The 21,685-nt window shown below is 42.0% G+C and carries 22 protein-coding genes; 7 read left to right on the plus strand and 15 right to left on the minus strand.

Annotation, left to right across the window (positions count from 1 at the left end; all coding sequences use genetic code 11):
* Positions 1-2: 2 nt before the first annotated feature.
* The 9 genes from recO to rpoE all read right to left on the minus strand — a co-directional run bounded on the left by recO (position 3) and on the right by rpoE (position 7,703).
* A complete protein-coding gene (gene recO / locus AN214_RS04340; protein ID WP_054978568.1) occupies positions 3-683 on the minus strand; it encodes a DNA repair protein RecO in 681 nt (226 codons plus the stop codon).
* Positions 684-693: 10 nt separating this feature from the next.
* The gene (gene era / locus AN214_RS04345; RefSeq protein ID WP_054978569.1) at positions 694-1,620 is read right to left on the minus strand and encodes a GTPase Era; all 927 of its coding nucleotides are present in this window, start codon (positions 1,618-1,620) and stop codon (positions 694-696) included.
* Positions 1,610-2,287 (minus strand): ribonuclease III, encoded by a 678-nt coding sequence (rnc, locus tag AN214_RS04350; RefSeq protein ID WP_054978570.1) that lies wholly within the window; start codon positions 2,285-2,287, stop codon positions 1,610-1,612. Before rnc ends, era begins: the two co-directional genes overlap by 11 nt.
* 18 nt (positions 2,288-2,305) lie before the next feature.
* Complete coding sequence (gene lepB / locus AN214_RS04355; protein ID WP_054978571.1) at positions 2,306-3,241, minus strand: signal peptidase I; 936 nt, start codon at positions 3,239-3,241, stop codon at positions 2,306-2,308.
* 12 nt (positions 3,242-3,253) lie between these two features.
* Positions 3,254-5,044 (minus strand): translation elongation factor 4, encoded by a 1,791-nt coding sequence (gene lepA, locus AN214_RS04360; protein ID WP_054978572.1) that lies wholly within the window; start codon positions 5,042-5,044, stop codon positions 3,254-3,256.
* Between the two features lie 69 nt (positions 5,045-5,113).
* The gene (locus tag AN214_RS04365; RefSeq protein ID WP_054978573.1) at positions 5,114-5,563 is read right to left on the minus strand and encodes a SoxR reducing system RseC family protein; all 450 of its coding nucleotides are present in this window, start codon (positions 5,561-5,563) and stop codon (positions 5,114-5,116) included.
* Complete coding sequence (locus tag AN214_RS04370; protein WP_054978574.1) at positions 5,563-6,507, minus strand: MucB/RseB C-terminal domain-containing protein; 945 nt, start codon at positions 6,505-6,507, stop codon at positions 5,563-5,565. The genes AN214_RS04365 and AN214_RS04370 overlap by 1 nt, the downstream gene beginning before the upstream one ends.
* A complete protein-coding gene (locus tag AN214_RS04375) occupies positions 6,508-7,113 on the minus strand; it encodes a sigma-E factor negative regulatory protein (protein WP_054978575.1) in 606 nt (201 codons plus the stop codon).
* Positions 7,114-7,121: 8 nt separating this feature from the next.
* The gene (rpoE, locus tag AN214_RS04380; RefSeq protein ID WP_010560773.1) at positions 7,122-7,703 is read right to left on the minus strand and encodes an RNA polymerase sigma factor RpoE; all 582 of its coding nucleotides are present in this window, start codon (positions 7,701-7,703) and stop codon (positions 7,122-7,124) included.
* A 347-nt stretch (positions 7,704-8,050) separates the two neighbouring features.
* On the opposite strand from rpoE, the gene nadB reads away from it, so the two are divergent.
* Positions 8,051-9,661, plus strand: a complete 1,611-nt coding sequence (gene nadB / locus AN214_RS04385) for an L-aspartate oxidase (protein ID WP_054978576.1) — start codon at positions 8,051-8,053, stop codon at positions 9,659-9,661.
* 384 nt (positions 9,662-10,045) lie between these two features.
* On the opposite strand, the gene AN214_RS04395 is transcribed toward nadB, so the two are convergent.
* The gene (locus AN214_RS04395; RefSeq protein WP_054978661.1) at positions 10,046-10,297 is read right to left on the minus strand and encodes a succinate dehydrogenase assembly factor 2; all 252 of its coding nucleotides are present in this window, start codon (positions 10,295-10,297) and stop codon (positions 10,046-10,048) included.
* Between the two features lie 106 nt (positions 10,298-10,403).
* Here AN214_RS04395 and ygfZ point away from each other — a divergent pair, with 106 nt between their 5' ends.
* Positions 10,404-11,306, plus strand: a complete 903-nt coding sequence (gene ygfZ / locus AN214_RS04400) for a tRNA-modifying protein YgfZ (RefSeq protein ID WP_054978578.1) — start codon at positions 10,404-10,406, stop codon at positions 11,304-11,306.
* Between the two features lie 7 nt (positions 11,307-11,313).
* Positions 11,314-11,832, plus strand: a complete 519-nt coding sequence (locus AN214_RS04405; RefSeq protein ID WP_054978579.1) for a peptidylprolyl isomerase — start codon at positions 11,314-11,316, stop codon at positions 11,830-11,832.
* A gap of 38 nt (positions 11,833-11,870) precedes the next feature.
* On the opposite strand, the gene AN214_RS04410 is transcribed toward AN214_RS04405, so the two are convergent.
* The 5 genes from AN214_RS04410 to AN214_RS04430 all read right to left on the minus strand — a co-directional run bounded on the left by AN214_RS04410 (position 11,871) and on the right by AN214_RS04430 (position 17,938).
* Positions 11,871-12,299: a hypothetical protein gene (locus AN214_RS04410; protein WP_054978580.1), complete on the minus strand. Its 429-nt coding sequence runs from the start codon at positions 12,297-12,299 to the stop codon at positions 11,871-11,873.
* Between the two features lie 12 nt (positions 12,300-12,311).
* Complete coding sequence (locus AN214_RS04415) at positions 12,312-13,109, minus strand: YdiY family protein (RefSeq protein WP_054978581.1); 798 nt, start codon at positions 13,107-13,109, stop codon at positions 12,312-12,314.
* Between the two features lie 58 nt (positions 13,110-13,167).
* The gene (locus AN214_RS04420; protein ID WP_054978582.1) at positions 13,168-13,482 is read right to left on the minus strand and encodes an HI1450 family dsDNA-mimic protein; all 315 of its coding nucleotides are present in this window, start codon (positions 13,480-13,482) and stop codon (positions 13,168-13,170) included.
* A 145-nt stretch (positions 13,483-13,627) separates the two neighbouring features.
* Entirely contained in the window at positions 13,628-16,741 is a 3,114-nt protein-coding gene (locus AN214_RS04425; RefSeq protein WP_054978583.1) for an efflux RND transporter permease subunit, read from the minus strand.
* A 9-nt stretch (positions 16,742-16,750) separates the two neighbouring features.
* The gene (locus AN214_RS04430; RefSeq protein ID WP_054978584.1) at positions 16,751-17,938 is read right to left on the minus strand and encodes an efflux RND transporter periplasmic adaptor subunit; all 1,188 of its coding nucleotides are present in this window, start codon (positions 17,936-17,938) and stop codon (positions 16,751-16,753) included.
* Positions 17,939-18,217: 279 nt separating this feature from the next.
* Here AN214_RS04430 and AN214_RS04435 point away from each other — a divergent pair, with 279 nt between their 5' ends.
* Genes AN214_RS04435 through AN214_RS04450 form a run of 4 tightly spaced genes read left to right on the plus strand, consistent with a single transcriptional unit; the run spans position 18,218 to position 21,651 of the window.
* Complete coding sequence (locus tag AN214_RS04435) at positions 18,218-19,018, plus strand: crotonase/enoyl-CoA hydratase family protein (protein WP_054978585.1); 801 nt, start codon at positions 18,218-18,220, stop codon at positions 19,016-19,018.
* Positions 19,019-19,066: 48 nt separating this feature from the next.
* On the plus strand, positions 19,067-19,426 hold the full coding sequence (locus tag AN214_RS04440) for a CidA/LrgA family protein (protein ID WP_054978586.1): 360 nt from the start codon (positions 19,067-19,069) through the stop codon (positions 19,424-19,426).
* Positions 19,423-20,115, plus strand: a complete 693-nt coding sequence (locus AN214_RS04445; protein WP_054978587.1) for an LrgB family protein — start codon at positions 19,423-19,425, stop codon at positions 20,113-20,115. The genes AN214_RS04440 and AN214_RS04445 overlap by 4 nt, the downstream gene beginning before the upstream one ends.
* A gap of 15 nt (positions 20,116-20,130) precedes the next feature.
* Positions 20,131-21,651, plus strand: coding sequence for a phospholipase D family protein (locus AN214_RS04450; protein WP_082428487.1), 1,521 nt, complete (start codon positions 20,131-20,133; stop codon positions 21,649-21,651).
* The last annotated feature ends 34 nt before the right edge of the window (positions 21,652-21,685 follow it).

Genomic DNA, 21,685 nt, shown 5'->3' on the forward strand with positions numbered 1-21,685 from the left:
AATTAAGATCCAAATAATTCTCGGCTTTTCAGTTTTTTATACCCTAAAAGCGGATTAAGTAAATAGCGTGCCAGTTGTTTTGCTAATGTGCGCGTTAGCTTATCAGAAAAGTCTAAGCATGCAATTTGTTGTATTTGCTTTCCACTTAAACCTCGGCGACTACCTTTTAACGACAACCAACCTAGTTCATTTTGATACTGGTAATACGTATCATCTTTCAATTCAGAGCCGTGAGCGTCAAAAGAAAAATCTAACCCTACACCTAGCGCTTCTAATAATTGAAATTCAAACGAACGTAAAATGGGTTCGTAGTCTTCATCATTCGCTAACTGTGTTAGATGCTGATGATACAGCCCATATATTTCATCAAGTGGTTCATTGATAGGTGTTAAGCGAGCGGTCAATTCGTTGAGATAAAAACCACAGTACAAGGCTTTATTTTTGAGTGCGACAAGGCTCTCAAGCTCGTATTGGTTTAAGTATTTGATATCGCCTTTGCCAACATATTGTACGCTAAGGCGACTAAATGGTTGTAGATTGGCTTTTTGTTTGATGCTATTGCGGCCCTTCACACGAGCCAACAAGCGGATATGACCAACACCTTGTACCAACAGGTCCAACATTAACTGCGAGTCGCTAAATGGACGTGAATGCAGTAAATAAGCTGGCACAAAGTGTTGCATTGATTAGGCCTTAGTCTTCACCATAGCCTAAGCTGCGAAGTGCGCGTTCATCATCAGCCCAACCTGATTTCACTTTTACCCAAAGTTCTAAGAACACTTTATTATCAAGCATATCTTCAAGATCTTTACGTGCTTCGCGGCCGATAACTTTAAGCTTTTCGCCTTTATTACCAATCACCATGCGTTTTTGTGTTTGGCGCTCAACCAAAATTAAGCCGTTAATTTGCCAAACGCCGTTATCCATCCATTTAAACTGTTCAATTTCAACAGTCACCGAATACGGTAGCTCATCCCCCATAAAGCGCATTAATTTTTCGCGAATCACTTCTGCCGCTAAAAAGCGCATTGAGCGATCGGTTACGTAATCTTCTGGGAAGTAAAATTCACATTGAGGCAAAGTGTTATGAACGTGCTGTTTGATTTGTTCAACGCGTTTGCCATGCTTTGCTGAAATTGGGATCATATCAAGGAAATTACCTTTCGTTGCTAACCACTGCAAATGTGGTAGTAACTCTTCTTTTTCCCTAACGTTATCTTCTTTGTTAATAGCAAGAATCACCGGCACACCACTGCCCATTACCTTAGTAAGTACCATCTCGTCGTCATCTGTCCAACGGGTACCTTCAACCACAAAGATAATCAGTTCCACGTCACCAATTGAACTTGATGCAGCGCGGTTCATTAAACGGTTAATTGCGCGTTTTTCTTCGCTGTGAAGACCTGGAGTATCAACATACACGGCTTGGTATTTGCCTTCAGTATGAATACCCATAATGCGGTGACGCGTAGTTTGCGGCTTACGTGAGGTAATACTCACTTTTTGCTCAACCAAACGGTTTAACAGCGTTGATTTACCCACATTTGGGCGACCCACAATGGCAATCATGCCACAATGAGTATCAATTGGCGCATCTAACAGGTCTTTATCAAACGTCATCTTTAATCATCTTCAATGCAAGCTCAGCTGCTTTTTGTTCTGCTTTACGACGCGAACTTCCTTTAGCTACTACTTGAGGTTTATTCTCAATTAAGCACTCAACCGTAAACACTTGGTTGTGCGCTTGGCCTTTAGTATCAATTACATTATAGCTAGGCAGAGGGATCTTGCGGGCTTGCAGATACTCTTGTAGCAAGGTTTTTGGGTCTTTTTGATTATGCCCTGGGGTAATTGCTTGTAAACGCGTTTGATACCAGTTGAGTACTAACTCACGACATGTTTCTATGTCTGAATCTAAAAATACAGCACCTATAATTGCTTCAACGGCATCAGCAAGCGTTGATTCACGGCGATAACCACCGCTTTTCAGCTCACCCGGACCTAGGCGAAGAAAGTCGCCTAGTTCAAATTCCACACCAAATTCCGCCAATGTTTGACCGCGTACTAGCGTTGAGCGCATACGGCTTAAATCGCCTTCACGGGCTTTTGGAAATTGATGATACAAAGCATCAGCTATAACGAAGCTCAAAATCGAGTCACCTAAAAACTCAAGGCGCTCATTGTGAGCACCTCGGTAACTTCTATGGGTCATTGCTTGCTCTAGCAAGCGAACGTCGTTAAAGCTGTAACCTATCTTCTTAAATAATAAGTTTACGTCTTTAGTCATTATTAACTTGTTAAAAGATTATTGAATTTTGCCAAGGCGTTCAAAGCGCACACCAGTTGGCACCCAAGACGGTAATAAACTGTCTTCGTCTTCTGAAAAAGTAAAGCTCATCCAAATAAATACTGCTTTACCTACTAAATTTTCTTTTGGTACAAAACCCCAAACACGGCTATCTTGGCTGTTATCGCGGTTATCACCCATTGCAAAATAATGGCCTTCTGGTACACGCCATTCGTCTTGTGCCGTACCCGCTTGCTGATAATAGCGACCTGATAATTCAGGCATTGCTGGGTTAATTAAAATATCGTGTGTTAAACCTGAAAGCTGTTCTGTTGCGCGAATTTGTGGCACACCAGCGAGCATAAACTCACCTTGATTGACAAGTTCACGTTCCATTTTATTAAACTGACCACAAGTTAAGCCTTGGCTATCACTTTGCCCAGCATTACATTTAGGTTTAATGTAAATTTCTTTATTCCGATAAATAATAGTATCGCCCGGTAAACCCACTACACGTTTAATAAAATCAATTTTATCGTCTTCTGGGTATTTAAATACAAACGGGTCACCACGCTCTGGCGTGCCAACATCCATCAGTTGCGAGCGCCAAACTGGGTCTTTTACACCATAAGAGTACTTTTCCACCAGAATGAAATCACCTTTTAATAAGGTTGGCATCATTGAGCCCGATGGAATTTGAAACGGTTCATACAAAAACGAGCGGAAAATAGTAATGGCGGCAACCATAGGAAAAATCGACTGCGCTGTTTCAGCAATTGAGTGCTGCGGTGCAATCTGCTCGATCACTTCTTCAGTTAACGGCACACCACTTGCGCCTTGTGCCACGGCAATACGCTCTTTACGCTTAGGCGCATAAACTAAGTGATCGATTAACCAAATTAGGCCCGAACCTAAGGTCAACAATACTAAAAATATTGAAAAATAACCCGCCATGTCATTAACTCCTTACTTGCCCACTTTCAAAATGGCTAGGAAGGCGTCTTGAGGTACTTCAACATTACCGAGTTGTTTCATACGCTTTTTACCTTCTTTTTGTTTTTGTAATAGCTTTTTCTTACGTGATACGTCACCACCGTAACACTTCGCGATTACGTTTTTACGAAGTTGTTTTACAGTAGTACGTGCAATTACATGACCACCAATAGTTGCTTGAATCGCAATATCAAACATCTGGCGCGGAATAAGCTCTTTCAGCGCTTCAGCTAACTGACGACCACGCGATTGAGATGCTTCACGGTGACAAATAATTGCCAGTGCATCAACACGGTCACCATTGATAAGAATATCTACACGTACCATGTCTGCTGGTTGGAAATGCTTAAAATTATAATCAAGTGATGCGAAACCACGGCTGGTTGACTTCAATTTATCAAAGAAGTCCATTACTACTTCACCCATCGGCATTTCGTAGGTAATCGCTACTTGGTTGCCGTGATAAGCCATTTTTGTTTGCATACCGCGTTTTTCAACGCACAGGGTAATTACGTTACCAAGGTACTCTTGTGGCACAAGAATATTCGCTTCAACGATTGGCTCGCGAATTTCCTCGATATTACCAACTGGCGGTAAATCAGACGGGTTATCGATGTGAATAACGTTGCCGCCCTTTTCAACAATCTCATACACTACCGTTGGCGCAGTAGTAATAAGGTCCATGTCGTATTCGCGCTCTAAACGCTCTTGGATAATTTCCATATGTAGCATACCCAAGAAACCACAACGGAAACCAAAACCTAGCGCAGTTGAATTTTCTGGCTCATAGAATAACGACGCATCGTTTAAGCTTAGTTTTGATAGCGCATCACGGAAGCTTTCATATTCGTCTGATGAAATTGGGTACATGCCCGCATACACTTGCGGTTTTACCTTTTGGAAACCCGGTAACGGAGCATCAGCTGGCTGACGTTGTAAAGTAATGGTATCACCTACTGGGGCGCCGTGAATATCTTTAATACCCGCAATAACAAAACCTACTTCACCCGTTCTTAACGTGCCTGTTTCAGTTTGTTTTGGCGTGAAGATACCTACTTTGTCGGCGATGTGAACTTGACCATTTGACATGATCTGGATTTTATCGCCTTTTTTCAGTTCGCCGTGTTTAATACGTACAAGTGACACAACGCCTTGGTATGGGTCAAACCATGAATCGATAATCAGCGCTTGTAATGGCTTTTCAGGGTCACCTTCTGGTGGTGGAATATTTTTAACAATATCTTCAAGTACCGCGTCGATACCTAGACCTGTTTTCGCACTACACTGAGTTGCACCCGTTGCATCGATACCTACGATATCTTCAATTTCTTCTGACACGCGATCAGGATCAGCTTGCGGTAGGTCGATTTTATTTAGAATTGCGAGTACTTCTAAATCCATTTCAATCGCAGTGTAACAGTTAGCAACTGTTTGTGCTTCTACACCTTGACCAGCATCAACTACTAATAGTGCACCTTCACACGCTGCTAATGAACGCGAAACTTCATAGGTAAAGTCAACGTGTCCAGGTGTGTCGATAAAGTTTAGTTGGTATGTTTCGCCGTCGTTTGCGGTATAGTTTAGCGTAACACTTTGCGCTTTAATGGTAATACCACGCTCACGCTCAAGGTCCATTGAATCCAGTACCTGCTGTTGCATTTCGCGATCAGATAAACCACCACAGACTTGGATTAAACGATCCGATAAAGTCGATTTACCGTGATCAATGTGGGCAATAATAGAAAAGTTACGAATGTGCTTCATATGTTGGATTCAATACTTCTAAATAAATAGGGTTCAAAATCAAAGCGCCGATTTTACCCTTAATTTGGGTTAATCACCATTAATTTGCGTGATTGGTAAGCTGATTGGGTGAATTTTTTTTATTTTAATGCGATTTTTAAGACCTGTTTGCTTCGCTTTTGCTAGCAAAAACCCGGTATAACCACCTAGCATTGCAGATAAAATTTGCCATCCTTCACTAACAACAAAAACATTCGCCGCAACTACGGTAAACACTAAAGCAAGCAGCAAAGGCACCATGTACGTCCACAACGACATTTTAATGACATGAGAATCATCTAAGGTTAAATCGACTTTTTGCCCGACTTCAAGCTCAGCATCACTTACAATCGTAAGTTCTGAACGTTTATTGGCAAATAGTTTAGCAAAGGTAAGCGAGCCGCATTTACCATCACAACCACTGCATGCTTGGGGTTTAGGTAATGCAAAAGTGACCAAAGTATTCTCTACTTTGGCCACCGTAAACGTTTTTTCAATCATTAGTTAGCGCGTTGAACTGATTCTGCCACTAGTTTAGCAGTCATTGGCGGCAATTGACCAATCACAGAGACTTCATAGCCTGGCGCTTGATGAATAAACACTGTTGTAGCACCTGCCGAAAGCGCTTTGCTACGACTATTACTAGCAAGCGGTCTTTGAATAAAGACCGACACTTCAATTAACCCGTCACTGTAAAGATAGTAATCGGCAAGCTCACCGTTTAAGTTTAACGTTTGACGCTCTGATTTTACCAGTGCGAAACCCGTTGGCATCGCATCAACTTGCCATGTTTCAATACTTTGCTCTTCTTTTACAGCGGTTACTGGCGAAGGCAGCTTTTGCTGACTCATTTCGATAAGTTCAACACTCGGTTGTTCACTGAAACTAACGTTAGTCATTTGCAGCTGCTCAACAATTTCGCCAGCTGCCGACACGTAGGCAGTTTTTAGTGGTAGTTTTGAGTGCTCGTCAAGCCACAACCAGTAGTTGAATTTTGCTTGGTCTTTAGATTCGATACGCACCAATTGTGCTACACGACCTGATATCCGTGACTTACCACCAATTGCAAAATGATAATTTGGTTCCAGTTCACTGATATCGTTAAAAATAATACTTGGGATCGGGCCAGCTAAAGACGAGCTGTTTAAAGAATAAGGTGGGTTTTGTGGCTCAAAATAGGTAACTATATTGCCAACACGCAACATTTCAACACCCGCACCGTCGAGCAGGCTTAAGTGCTCAAGTTCAGTGCCATTGTGATTTGCATGTCGCCACGCGTAAGGTTCTATATTATTTCGCCCTTTTACAACAACAAACGAGGCGGTAAAGTTACTGTTTTTGACCGTATTGGCCATTTCTAATAAAAGCTGTTTCGCTTCATTAGGTTCAGAAGCAAAGCTTGGCAACGCAACTACAAGCCAAGCTAAGACAACGAATATTCGCATCTACTGATTGTTCTCCAACTCGTCTTCTTTCGCTTTTTCAGCTTGAGCAATACGCGATTGTCTTTGATGCTCTAATAACAGCGCACCTAGACGTTTTTCTTCAAGCTCGCGCTGTCCTTTTTGAGCGGTTTCAAGCGCAGGTTCAGTTGAGTAACTTACTGGCGTTGCAGTACCACCAAAAGGCATGGTTTCTAAATTTTGCAGTTGTGGCTCAGGGCTGATGATATCTGCATCCTTGGGAACAGATTGCACGCCAATTACCGCAACAGCAGCAACACTTGCTGCAATTGCCATTTGGGCAAACGGTTTTTTCCAATTTGAGATTGCGACTGTGCTTTGTTGATTTACCGCAGCAACTTGCTCAGCAACGCTTGGCGCTTCTGGCACTTGGCTGTAAGTTTCTTCTTGTTCTAATGCCAGTGCAACTTGATCTGCGATATCGATTTGAATAAGTTCTTTGCCTTCACCACGCATTACATCACCAATCAGTGAATAACGCGATGCAGCGTGCTCTAACTCATCCCCCAAATGTCGGCTCTCTAGGCTGTGTTCATCATCAAACAGTGCCGATATTTGTTCTTTTCGTTTCTCATTCAAATTAGTCATAAAGTGACCTATGCATTATTTAAAATTGGATTAAGTCGATTATCGATTGCCTCGCGAGCACGGAATATCCGTGATCTCACAGTCCCTACAGGACAGTCCATTATCATGGCAATGTCTTCGTAACTTAATCCCTCTAATTCGCGTAATGTAATTGCCGTTTTAAGATCATCCGGTAAGCCGTCAATGGTCCTAAAAATTACCTGCTTTATTTCATCGCTTAGCAACAAGTTTTCTGGTGTTGAATTACTTCTCAGTGCATCAGCGCCATCATAAAATTCTGCATCATCCGCATCAACATCGTTGGCTGGCGGACGGCGCCCTTGTGAAACTAAATGATTCTTAGCGCAGTTAACAGCTATACGATAAAGCCAAGTGTAAAAAGCACTGTCACCGCGAAAACCAGGTAACGCTCTATATGCTTTAATAAACGCTTCTTGTGCAATATCAGCAACATCTCCATGGTTAGAGACGTAACGTCCAATTAAGTTCGCAACTTTGTTCTGATATTTTTTAACTAGCACATTGAATGCGTTTTTATCACCCTGCTGAACTTTTCTTACTAGCGCTAAATCCAAATCCTGCTCGCTCATTCGAGCCGGTACTCCTCTTAATTTATAATCTTTCTCTAGTTCCCAAGAGTAATGTCACAATATAGGACTCAAGGAGTTTGAAAAAGTTCGAAACATTTTATAAAAACTTTAAATCAATTTATCTTTGTTAATCCTAAACATAGATAAATAGACTGTCACAGGGTCACTTTAACACTTTTCCTTAAGCAAAATTAGCATAAAATCACGTTATCGCTATTTCTTCGCTGTTTTTCACATTCTGATACTACCTGGTAAAATAGACTGTGCGACTTTTGTCTTTTTATCATTGTCATAATTGATGTTATTATATGCCAAATAAATTACCTGCATTGTAAAGTGATACCTGTATGACAAATACACCACAGTTAACAACCGATGTTGTCATCGTAGGAAGTGGTGCTGCTGGACTAACCTTAGCGCTTACCTTAGCAAATCACTGTCACGTCACCGTATTAAGTAAAGGGCCATTAACTGAAGGCTCAACCATGTATGCCCAAGGTGGCATCGCCGCAGTATTTGATAAAGAAGACAGTGTTGAATCACACGTTGAAGACACCCTCGCAGCAGGCGGTGGACTATGTGATCGCGACGCCGTTCATTACACTGCAAGCAACGCAAAAACCTGTATGAAGTGGCTGATAGAACAAGGCGTACCATTTGATATGGATAAAAACGCCCTTGGCAAAGAACGCTACCATTTAACCCGTGAAGGCGGTCACAGCCACCGTCGTATTCTGCATGCAGCTGATGCCACAGGTAAAGCAGTACAAACCACGCTGATCGACCGCGTAAAAGAGCATGAAAACATTTTGTTGCTTGAACGCTATAATGCAATTGATCTAATCACCGATGAAAAACTGAATACCACAGGCAAACGCTGCCACGGTTTATATGTGTGGAACCGCATTACCGAACAAGTTGAAATTATTAGTGCTCGCTTTGTCGCACTTGCCACAGGCGGCGCCAGTAAAGTCTACCTATATACATCAAACCCTGATGTTTCTAGTGGTGACGGCATTGCAATGGCGTGGCGTGCGGGCTGCCGTGTCGCCAATATGGAATTTAACCAATTTCACCCGACTAGTTTGTATCACCCTGAATTACAAAACTTTTTAATTACCGAAGCAATGCGCGGCGAAGGGGCGTACTTAAAACGCCCTGATGGTTCACGCTTTATGCCTGATTTTGATGAGCGCGCCGAACTTGCGCCTCGCGATGTAGTTGCGCGCGCCATCGATTATGAAATGAAGCGCCTTGGCGCTAACTGCGTATATCTCGATATCAGCCATAAAGATAAAAACTTTATTATCGACCACTTCCCCACTATTTACGCAAAATGCTTAAGTGTTGGCCTCGATATTACCAAAGAAGCAATTCCTGTGGTTCCAGCGGCGCACTACACTTGTGGCGGCGTAATGACCGATTTTAATGGCAAAACTGATTTAGATAATCTTTATGCCATTGGCGAAGTCGCTTATACCGGTCTGCACGGTGCTAACCGTATGGCAAGTAATTCACTGCTTGAGTGCATTGTATTTGCACAAGCTGCCGCTAAAGACATTATGGCAAAACTTAATTCGGAACATAACGCTCCAAACATTCCAAACTGGGATGAAAGTCGTGTGACAAACTCTGATGAAGAAATTGTTATTACCCACAACTGGCACGAACTGCGTTTATTTATGTGGGACTACGTTGGTATTGTTCGCACCACCAAGCGCCTAGAACGAGCGCTTCGTCGCATTGAGTTACTGCAACAAGAGATTGATGAGTACTACACTAATTTTAGAGTAAGTAATAATCTGCTGGAGCTGCGTAACCTAGTTCAAGTGTCCGAGCTAATTATTCGCAGTGCGCTTGAACGAAAAGAAAGCCGCGGTCTGCACTATACGCTTGATTACCCAAATCAAACTGAAAACCCAACACCTACCGTGCTACACAAAAACGCATCAGCTTAAACATCTCGATAAACGGCTCTCAGTAGCCGTTTTTTATCTTTTGTAGATAACTTGTTTAGTAAAATCAGTTTATTACACTTACTTTTTTGCCGTTTAAAGCGAATTAATACAAACCATGCAGTTACGATACTAAACGAACTTATTTCACCGATTTTATTGCCGTCGTGCTGACACAATACACGCTCATCTTCGAGTAACAAATAACAGTCACTTACTAACGCTCTTTTTAGCTTAAAGAAGCAGATAATACTAACCAGCACGAGAAATACTAAAACAAGTAGAGCACAGAGAATAGTTTCAGCGGGGAGTAAAGCAAAGAAAAATATAGGCAGGTTAATGCCGAGATAAACACTCGGCACAATGTTAGATTTTGCGACGTACAACCTATACGCGGACACGATTTAAAATCGTTTTAACCATGTAATCTAGCTCAGCGTCTTCACACTTTTCATGCCCCATAAACCAAGCAAATAAATCAGGATCATCGGCCGTAAGTAAGCGTTGAAAAATTGCTTTGTCATTATCTGTTAATGCGTCGTAAGCTTCATCAACAAATGGTCTTAGCAACACATCAAGTTCCAACATACCGCGTCGACACGCCCAACGTAATTTAGCCTTGCTATCTAAATTGCTCATTTTATACCTCGTTAATTCACGCACCTTAATAGTAGCAAAAGCTAAGCATGCAATCATCAGGAATCTAAGTTAAAATCAAGGCATTAATTTTCAGTGGTAGGGTATTATGATAGTCGCTTCTCGCATTTCAGAAAAAATCATTCAAATTAGCGGACAAGACCGCAAGTCTTACCTGCACGGACAAGTTACACAAGATCTTAATTTATTAAACGACACTACCTTTTTATGGTCAGGGCATTGCAATGCAAAAGGTAAACTTTGGTCAGTACATAAGCTAATTGCGGAAAACGACGCTTACTTGATGTTAGCAAGTGACACTGAAGCCGAGCAAAGCTTTAGTGAACTTAAAAAATATGGTGTTTTTTCAAAAGTAGAATTTGCCCTAAGCGAGCAGCTTATTAGCCTTGGTGTAACAGCGCAAACCACCAGTGAAATTGAGTCGGCATTGGCGATTTCATTTACCAGCCACAATTTAGTGCAATTTGAATTAGGTTATGCGCTAAAACTAGCCGAAGGCTTAGTGCAACTTGTTATTGAAAAAGAAAAATTGGCTGAACTTGAAGGCAAAATTACACTTACAAATAATGAAAATGCATGGCTTGCAGCTAACATTAAAGCCGGATTGCCGCGCCTAAATGCCCAAACACTCGATGAGTTTGTTCCGCAGATGGTCAATCTACAAGCGATTGGTGGAATTAGTTTCAATAAAGGCTGTTACACAGGCCAAGAAACTGTCGCGCGCATGAAATACCTAGGCAAAAATAAGCGTGCAATGTACAGCTTATTTGCCGCCGAACAACACATTGAAACAGCAAGCGACGTTGAAGTTCAGCTTGGTGAAAACTGGCGTAGAGCCGGTAAAGTAATAAACACTGCGGTTACCGATGAAGGCACATATATTCAAGCGGTACTGCCAAACGACACGTCTGAGCAAGCTCAGTTGCGCGTAAAAGATCTTGAAGAGTCACGCCTTAGCGTGAGTGCTCTTCCTTACACACTTGAAGATTAGGTTTAATATGAAAATTGCACAGCAAAAAGTAGTAAAGCTTCATTACTCAGTAATGGACAAAGACAACAATGCCATCGACAGCTCATTTGATAACGAGCCGCTAGAGTTCATCATTGGTTCGGGTTTTTTAATTCCAGGTCTTGAAAATGCGCTTATTGATAAGCAAGCTGGCGATACCTTTACTGTAGAAGTTGAAGCAAAAGATGGCTATGGCGAGCGTCACGATGGTTTGATGCAAGCAGTACCTAAGTCAATGTTTGACGGTATGGATATTGAAGTAGGCATGCAATTTCGCGCAACGACCGATGATGGTGAGCAGACTGTTGTAATTATCGATATTCAAGAAGACGATGTGATTGTTGATGGCAACCACCCGCTTTCTGGTATTGATTTAACATTTGATGTTGAAGTACTTGAAGTACGTGACGCGACAGAAGAAGAATTGGCACATGGCCATGTTCATGGTGAAGGTGGCTGTGGCTCGCACCATGATCACAAACATGATGAAAATGGCGGCTGTTGTTAATTTACAGTACTAACAATAAAAAATAGCGCTTTAGGGCGCTATTTTTTTTGCCCATCTAATGCGGCGATTAAGCCAGCTTGATCATTTGTACCAAGCCTAATTTTGGTTTCATCCTGCAGCACTAATTCAACTGCCTTAAAACCGTGGGCTGAATACACAAACCCATCATGGCTAATACGTAAACCAATGCCATGTCGCCATGAATTCTCCACAGCCTGATACGAAACAACCTCTGACAAGGGTAAGGTTTGACCAAACCAGCCAAAAGCAAACCCCCATTTTATAGTGTTATCTTTTACAGTGACTGTCATGCCATGAAATAAAAATGCCACCAGCACCACAAAACCTGAAAAAATCAACAGACCTGTAATCGGGCCGATTAAATAAACCGCCAATAAGGTAAATGAAAAAATCCACGAAAGCAGCAGTAAAATAGCCCAAGCGATTTGTTTATGAGAATAGGTCATTAATATTCCAAGTTAGTTGAAGCTAAAAACAAAGGTAGCACTGGTTTCAGCGTCATAATTGCGTTTGCCTTCTTCAGGCATGGTGTTGTAACGATATAAATATGAAAACTTAAGACTAAGTGCACCGCTAATTTGGCTCACCAATGACGTCTCTGATTTGATGCGGGAGTTTAACCCACTTAACGAATGCTCCGCACTAATATCCTGATTAAAGCGCGTGCGTTTACTTACAATTCGCTCCCACTGCAGAGCTAATCGTAGCAAGTAACCTAAATCCGATTCGTCGGTTTCACTGACCTGATAATTAACCCCAGGACCGACATCTAAATCAATGCTGTCTTTACGATTTTCTAAAAAGCGCCAACCGTAACCAGCAACAAAGCTCGCTTGCTTTTCGATACCGCTAAATCTATCAAATTCATAATCACCGTATAAAAACAGTGAGTTATTTTTGTCTTCAAGTAAGTAGTTACTTTGCAATGAAGTGAAATAACGCGTGGCAGACAGCTCATCGCCTTCCTCATTATCGTTATCTTTTTTTACCAAGGAATCAAACTTCAATTGGTTGCGCCAATTATTGAGGTCTTGCATAATGTTAGTTTTGAGTTTTGCACTAGCAGTATTAGTGTTGCCTGTCGTTACAATAAAACCCAGTTCTAAATCACCAAACAAAAGTCGCCCTTTATTTTGCTCATACCTTTCATCACTTGGGGTTTCGCCATAAACGGCAAAGTCTTCAAACGGATCCGGATCCGCAGCGAGTAATTTCGAACAAAAAAGAACACAATAAAAAAACACAATCCAACGCATTTAATACTACTCTAACTCTCAATCCACCTAAGCTAAAACGACAAATTTATAAAAGTGGCTACTTCCACAATACGTGAACAAACGGCGCAGCTTTATCTCGACTAATTAAAATGCGCGCAAATAACACATCTTGGTTTTCAAACTCTAATCCCACCAACACTTGAATATACAGTTCTGGTTCAATTTCAAATTCGGTAAATTCTTGCCAAGACTCATCCGGCTCACTTTCTTCAATAAAGCCTAAATCTTCACGATATTGATTAAACTCAACAATATCTTGTTCAGACAAGTTGTCTGGCGCCAATTCAAGAAACACTTCATACGCGTGATTAGTCGCTTCTTCAATTGTCCATAGGTGATCTTGGTTGCTCATAACTCGACTCTTCGCATTTTTTGATAATTATATCAAAACAAAAAAGGCAAAGAAGTGCTTCTTTGCCTTATATTTTGTGATTTTAACGCAGACTACTAACTGTTAGCCTAAAATTCAGCTAATAGCAGTCCTTCCTGCGAAACAGTTACTCATGTGCCAGCTTTGCTTTCACCTTTTCACGCATACTTTGAATCAACGCATAGAATATTGGAATTAACAAAGTACCAAAAATAGTCGCAGCCAACATACCAGCCAGTACGGTTAAACCTAAACTAACACGGCTACCCGCACCTGCACCGGTTGCAAATACTAATGGTAACACCCCAAGTACAAACGACAGTGCCGTCATCAACACTGCTCTAAAACGTAATCGGGCTGCGTTTAGCGCCGATTCAAAAATACTATAACCCGCGGCACGCTGTTCCATCGCAAATTCAACGATTAGAATAGCGGTCTTAGTGGATAAACCAATCAAGAGTATTAAGCCCACCTGCGCATAAATATTGTTTGCCATACCAACCGTATAAAGCGCACTCATCGCACCAAATATCGCTAACGGTACGGCCGCAATTACCGCAAACGGAATCGTCCAGCTTTCGTACTGTGCAACCAAAAACAAGTACACAAAGATAATCGCTAAACCAAATAGCAATGGCGCTAAGTTACCAGCTTGAATTTCTTGCTTGGTTTGCCCTGCCCAATCATAAATGTAGCCTGTTGGTAATTGCGCAGATAACTCTTGCATCACCTTAATTGCTTCACCACTTGAGTAACCTGGTGCAGGCTGACCTGTGATGCTTGCACTGCGATATAGGTTGAAGTGATTTACGCTGGTCGGGCCCAATATTGGTTCAAGACTCGCAAGTGTCGTTAACGGCACCATTTCACCGCTGCTAGCACGTACATAGTAGTTATTTAAATCAGACGGATCTTTACGAAACTCAGTTTCAGCCTGAATCACAACCTGATAGGTACGACCAAATTGGTTAAAATCATTAATGTACAACGAACCGAGTTGCGCTTGTAAGGTCACAAACACATCGCTCAACGCAACGCCCTGCGCTTTGGCTTTATCACGGTCAATTTCTAAGAAATACTGCGGCACATTAGCGCGGAAAGTACTAAATACGCTAGTTAACTCAGGACGCTGGTTAGCCTCGTAAATTAAGCCGTTCATCACCTGTGCCAAATCCGCAGGCTCACGCCCTTCACTATCTAGCAATCTAAATTCAAAACCTGAACTCGTACCTAAACCTGGAATTGGCGGTGGATTAAAGACAAAAATTTGCGCATCTGGCATAGCAAACATCTGCCCCATTAAACGCGGGATCACTTGCTTCAAGCCAAGCTCTGGCGCAGTCCTATCCTCCCAATCTTTTAGTACAATTACGCCAAGACCGTTATTTGAACCAGGGCCACCAAGCAATGAAATACCCGATACAGTAATAATATCGGTTACCGCAGGGTCGGCTAAGATGGTTTCGCTTACTTTCGCCATTACCTCAGCAGTACGGCCGCTGGCTGCTGCATCTGGTAATTGCACATCAACAAACAAAAAGCCTTGATCTTCAGCTGGTACAAACGCGGTAGGAACTGCTTTGGTTAACCAACCTGTTGCAGCGAATAGCAACACTGTTACTAACCCTACACGCGCTGAGCGCTTTAACAACCAACCAACCGTCGATGAATACTTTGACGTAGAGGAAATAATGCCTTTTTCTACGGGTGCTAGCCATTTAATTGGCTTCATTGCTTTTTCACTTAGTAACAAAGTACACAGTGCTGGGCTTAACGTTAATGCGTTAATCGATGAAATAAGCACAGCAAATGAAATCGTAACTGAAAACTGCTTATAAAGCTCACCGGTAATGCCCGGCATAAAGCCAACAGGCACAAATACCGCAAGCAGCACCAGAGTTGTCGCGATAATTGGCCCTGAAACCTGCTCCATCGCTTTGCTCACCGCTTCTTTAATTGGCAGCTTTTCTTCTTTTAAAATACGCTCAACGTTTTCAATAACAACAATAGCATCATCAACCACAATACCGATAGCCAGTACCAAGCCAAACAAGGTAATGGTGTTGATTGAATAACCCATCAACATCATAAAGGCGAACGTACCAACCAACGACACTGGAATTGCCACTGATGGAATTAACGTTGCACGCCAATTTTGGAGGAATAAAAATACCACGAGAATTACCAGCGCAACTGCTTGATAAAGCGTTACCACTACCTCTTCTATCGAGCGATTAATAAATTCAGTTGTATCGTATGGCATGCTGTAGTGAAGGCCATCAGGAAAACGCTCAGAGAGAATTTCCATTTGTTTTTTCACATTCGCAGCCACTTCAGTCGCGTTAGCATCTGGCAGCTGATAAATAACTAAAAACGCAGTATCTTCACCATTTAATTTGGCAGTAAACGCGTAATCTTTAGAACCCAATTCAATACGACCAATATCCGACAAGCGAATAAAATCACCATTGTTTGTAGCTCTAATAATGGTATCGCCAAATTCATCTGGGGTTTTTAAGCGACCGCGCGCCTGAATGGAATATTCAAACTGTTGATTTTTTGGAGCGGGACTGGCACCCAGCTTACCTGCAGCAACAATTAAGTTTTGCTCTCGCAGTGCATTTTGTACATCCGCTACAGTGACACCGAGCGACGCCATCTTGTTTGGGTTTAACCAAATACGCATTGAATAGGTTTTTTCACCCATTACTTCAGCGTTTGCAACACCCGGAATGCGCCCAAGAGGCTCTGTTAAATAGTTTGTGGCGTAGTTACTTAGGAAGATTTCATCAAGATTTTCTTGCGAGCTGTAAAGCGTTACGCCCAATAACATGTTACTGGATTGCTTGCGCACAACAACGCCTTGACGTTTAACTTCTTCAGGTAAGCCAGCTTCGGCAAGTGCAACACGGTTTTGCACATTCACTTGCGCCATATCATCGTCAGTACCCACTTTAAAATACACGGTAATGCTTGCAGTACCGTTATTAGCAGCCGTAGATTCGATATACAGCATATCTTCCACCCCATTGATTTGCTCTTCAATGGGCCGGATCACCGACTCCTCAACAACCTGAGCACTCGCTCCTGGGTATACAGCTGTCACCTGAATTTGTGGTGGTGTAATTTGAGGATACATATTCACTGGCAGCAAATACAACGAAATTAAGCCAGCTAAGGTAATTACAATTGAAATAACCAGCGCAAATTTGGGCCGATTAATAAACGTTTTACTAATCATTTACGCCCCCTATTTTGCGCTGTTTGTGATAACACCGGTTACCGTATCAACATTCTTTTCAACTGGGTTTACTTCAACACCTGGGCGCACTTTTTGTAGCCCTTCAATAATAATGCGCTCACCCGCTTCTATGCCCGAGTTAACGACCCACATAGCATTAATGCGACGGCCTAAATCTACATGTCGCGTGCTCACTTTGTTGTTGTCATCAACCACTAATAAGAACTTACCTTGCTGATTTTCTTGTACCGCTGCTTGTGGCACTAACGCCATTGACAATTTATTTTTACTCTCAGCAATCAGCTTTACAAATAACCCGGGTAGCACAATACCATCAGGATTTGGGAAAGATGCCCTTAGCTCAACCGTGCCGGTGTTGCGGTCTATTTTTGTATCGGCAAAATCTAGCACACCTGCCTCGGCATATTCGCTGTTGTTCGGTAAACGAATTTTTAAATCGAGAGGTACTTGATCAGGACTTTCAATATTTCGGTGTTCTTGTAAGTAGGTAGTATAAAGTGCCTCTTCAACCGAAAAGTTAACGTAGATAGGGTCTGTTGAGGTGATGTTTGCCAGCACGCCACTTTGCGGGCTTACAATATTACCTACATCAATATTTACGCGACCAATTTTCCCATCAAACGGCGCGACTATTTCAGTGTAACTTAAATCCAATTTAGCTTTTTTAAGTGCCGCTTCGCCCGCTTTTACCGCTGCTTGCGTTTGCGCAGCATTAGTAATCAGCTTGTCTAAATCAGATTGTGAAATAAAACCCTTGTCCGCGACTTCTCTACCTCGTTTTAAATCACGCGCAGCACCTGCCGCTCCAGCAATTTTTGATTTTAGGTCCGCATCAGATTGCGCTAAAAACGCCTCGTATTCGCTAGGATCAATTTTTAGCAGTAAATCGCCTTTTTTAACTTCAGAGCCTTCAACAAATTTTCGCTCTATTAATTCACCTTGCACACGGGTTGTTATATCGGCTTCTTTCGATGCTTCGGTGCGCGCAGTAAACTCACGATAAGTACCAACTTGATCATTATTAACGGTATAAACCGAGACCGCTGGTGCTGGCGCTTGTTGCACAACTTCTTCCTTTCCACAACCAGTCAAGGCCAGTGGCCCTAACAACACACAGCTGACAAAAAACGCAGCTTTGGTTGGGTAACTAATATTTTTATACTTGGACGTAAACATGCAACTCTCCCTTATCACAAATAGAGCAAATTTTTATTCTCGATGAAAAATCCGAAATTTCTAATAATATCTTCTGGTTATCAATCATAATACGACTGCACATTAATTGTAATTTAATATTTAACAAAATCTAATCAAATCAGTAAGTGGTGTTTTTAGCCACTTGTCAGAGCGGCTATTTTGCTGAAAAAATATGAACCTAGGGTGAAGTTACATGCTTTACAGACATAGTAAGACACGTTAACCTCGAACAACCCAACAGGTCGGATGAGAATAATAATGAGCCATCTTGTCACCCTAAATGTTGAAGCTGGCGTTGCCACCGTCACATTTAATCGCCCCGATAAACTCAACGCACTGAGCTATGAAAGTTTTTTACAGCTAGCGCGCATTATTAAGCAATTGAAAAAAGACAAATCGTTAAGATTAGTGATTATTGATGCCATCGGCAGTGATTTCTGTACCGGCCTTGATGTAAAAAACATCAGCCGTTCCCCTACTAAAATGTTAAAACTGCTATTCAAATGGCTTCCCGGTAACGCAAATCTAGCGCAGCAAGTCACCATAGGGTGGCAAGAAATTAAAGCGCCGGTAATTTGCAAAATTCATGGCCGCTGTTTTGGTGGCGGTATGCAAATCGCACTTGGCGCTGACTTTCGTTTAGCGAGCCGCGACGCCCAATTCGCCATTATGGAATCGCGCTGGGGATTAACACCAGATATGGCAGGCAGTGTAATGTTGCAAGGCCTAATGCCTTACGACCAAGCCCTAAAGCTCACTCATATGGCCGAACCAATTAGCGCTGACACTGCCAAAACAGTCAACCTAGTGACACAAGTATGCGACGATTTAGATCTCGAATGCGAGCAATTAAAAGCGGCATTGTTAGCACAATCGCCCGATGCGTTAGCTGCAAACAAACGCACTTATCAAAAGCGTATGTTCGCAAATCGCCGCCCATTGTTAGCAGCTGAAACATTTAATCAGATACGTATTCTACGCGGCAAAAATGTAAAACGTGCCATTAGCAATCGCTTAAAAGGAGAAACTAAGCCTTTCGACAATTCGGCTAATTGGTAGCGACTAAAGAACAGTATACCGACCTGCAAGCTGTGATAGGCTATTGCTATGAAATACATTGTTAGTTTAACGATTCTAGTAACAGCATTAGCCCTTGGTCATGGCCTGCTTTATATACTGAAATTTAGTTTTCCCCCAGCGGTGCTCGGTATGGGCATATTATTGCTTGTGCTCAAATTAAATATTGTGTCACTAAAGCAATGTGAAGCAATTGGTGCATTACTGCTGAAATACTTCCCACTTTTTTTCATTCCCGCTGGTGTTGGCATCATTCAGCATTTAGACCTGATTAAAGACAACCTGTTTTTAATTGTAGTTTCAATACTTACCGCCACGGTGGGCACTCTATTTATTGTAGGAAAAGTCGCAAGCCTGCTTTTCGCATCTAACGATAAGGAACAGTCATGAGCCTGCTTTTGATTGTTTTGTCTCCGCTTTGTTTTTTTGCTTTCAAATGGTTGCAGACCCATTATTTAAAACACAGCCTTTGTAACCCTATTTTATTAAGCATTGCGGTAATTAGCGTGATTTTAGTGTGGGGTGATATTCCCTACACTGAGTTTGCCACAATTAACACACCGTATTTTTGGTTACTTGATTCAGCAATTGTTGCGCTAGCGATTCCACTGTACAAAGAGTCGCGCACTATAAAACAACATACCTGGCGCTACATTTTATGCAGCGCCACTGGTGTTTTGGTTTCGTCGATCATTGCCATGCTTGTCGCCTATTTACTTGGCGCTAATGAACAGCTCATCGCAAGCCTTGCACCCAACGCAGTAACAACCCCCATTGCCATTGAAGTTAGTAATCAACTTAACGGCATAAGTGCTCTTTCGGCTGTTATTGTTATTTGTGTCGGTATTTTTGGCGCTGTTTTTGGCTTACCGCTACTCAAACTATTTGGCGTAACACATATACCCAGTCAAGGCTTAGCGCTTGGAGCAGCTTGTCACGCCGTTGGTACAGCACGTGCCATTGAAGTTGATGAACGTATGGGCGCATTTGCATCCGTTAGTTTAGTATTAAGCGCCATATTGACCCCACTTATTATCCCTGTAATCTATACCTTAATAGACCTGATACTATTAAACTAACTAGTCGGTAATCAAATGTTACTAATACGCTTTTTTATTATAGGAGTCGTACTTGCCATGGCTGGATGCGCAACAAAAATAACGCCAAACACAAGTACACCTAGCTATGCAAAAGAGGCAGCAAAAACAGGCCGATTAGCTGAATTTATTAGCGATTTAACACATGATAAACAAGGGCAAACCGGCGTTTATACGCTGGGGCAAGGAGTCGATGCCTTTGTATCACGCGTGAGTTTAATCAATGCGGCAACCAGCAGCATTGACCTACAATATTACATCTACAATAACGACATTACCGGCAACCAAATCAACTATTCGCTATACAATGCCGCAGAGCGTGGTGTGCGAGTAAGATTATTACTTGATGACTTGAAAGCCTCAGATCACAATCCTCAGTTACATATTTTAAACCAACATGAAAATGTTGAAATTCGCCTGTTTAACCCCTCGCCAAATCGTCGCAATAAAGCTCTTGGCATTCTGACCGATTTTGCAAGGCTCAATAGTCGCATGCACAATAAATCGCTCACCGTAGATAGCTTGGCATCGGTGATCGGCGGACGAAATATTGGTGACGAATATTTTAGTGCAAGTCATGAAGTAGAATTTGGTGACTTTGATTTATTACTAATAGGTGAAGCAACACACGATGTAAATACGCAGTTTGACGTTTACTGGAACAGTGAGCAAAGTTATCCATTAAGTGTATTTCATCCTAAAAACTACTCAGATGATGAAATAGCATCTTTCTTAACACAATGGGAAGAGCAACTTACAGATACCAAACTAGCTCAAATAGATTACATACAAGCGCTGACACAATCACAGTTTTTGGAGTATTTTTCGCAAGGTTCTCTACAATTTTCATGGGGTAACGCCGATGTACTTTATGACCCGCCAAGTAAAGTTAACGAAAAAGGCCTAACAAGCCCGCTCCTTGACGAGCTAGAAAGCGCTTTTGCCAATACCCAAAAAGACCTATTTATTATCTCTCCCTATTTTGTACCGGGCGATGGCGGCACAAAATACTTAATCGATATGGTTGAGCGTGGCGTAAATGTAACGATTCTTACGAACTCATTAGCCGCCACCGACGTTGTTGCAGTACATTCAGGTTACGCTCCTTATCGCGAAGCGCTGTTAAAAGCGGGCGTTACGCTTTATGAAACAAAAGTAAAACCGAATTTTAAACCGTCAGCATGGCGCGGCTCTACTCAGGCGAGTTTACACGCTAAATCAATTATCTTTGATAAACAGCAAACCTTTGTTGGCTCATTAAACCTCGACCCTCGCTCAATGTTTATCAACACTGAAATTGGCGTGCTGTTTGAAAATGAGGCACTTAGCAGCAAAATTGTTAGCGCATTAAATGATGCTGTGGCCAATTCAGCTTACCGTGTACAGCTCGCTGACGACAAGCTAATTTGGCTTGATATGGATACGCAAAAAACCTTTAAAAGTGAACCAGATGCCAGCATTTGGCGTAAGATAGGCGCATGTTTTTTCCGCTTATTGCCTATTGAAGATCAACTCTAACCGTCGACTAAAGTTGACTTTAGAGACGACTGGT

This window comes from Pseudoalteromonas sp. P1-9, assembly GCF_001399975.1.
Classification (GTDB): Bacteria; Pseudomonadota; Gammaproteobacteria; order Enterobacterales; family Alteromonadaceae; genus Pseudoalteromonas.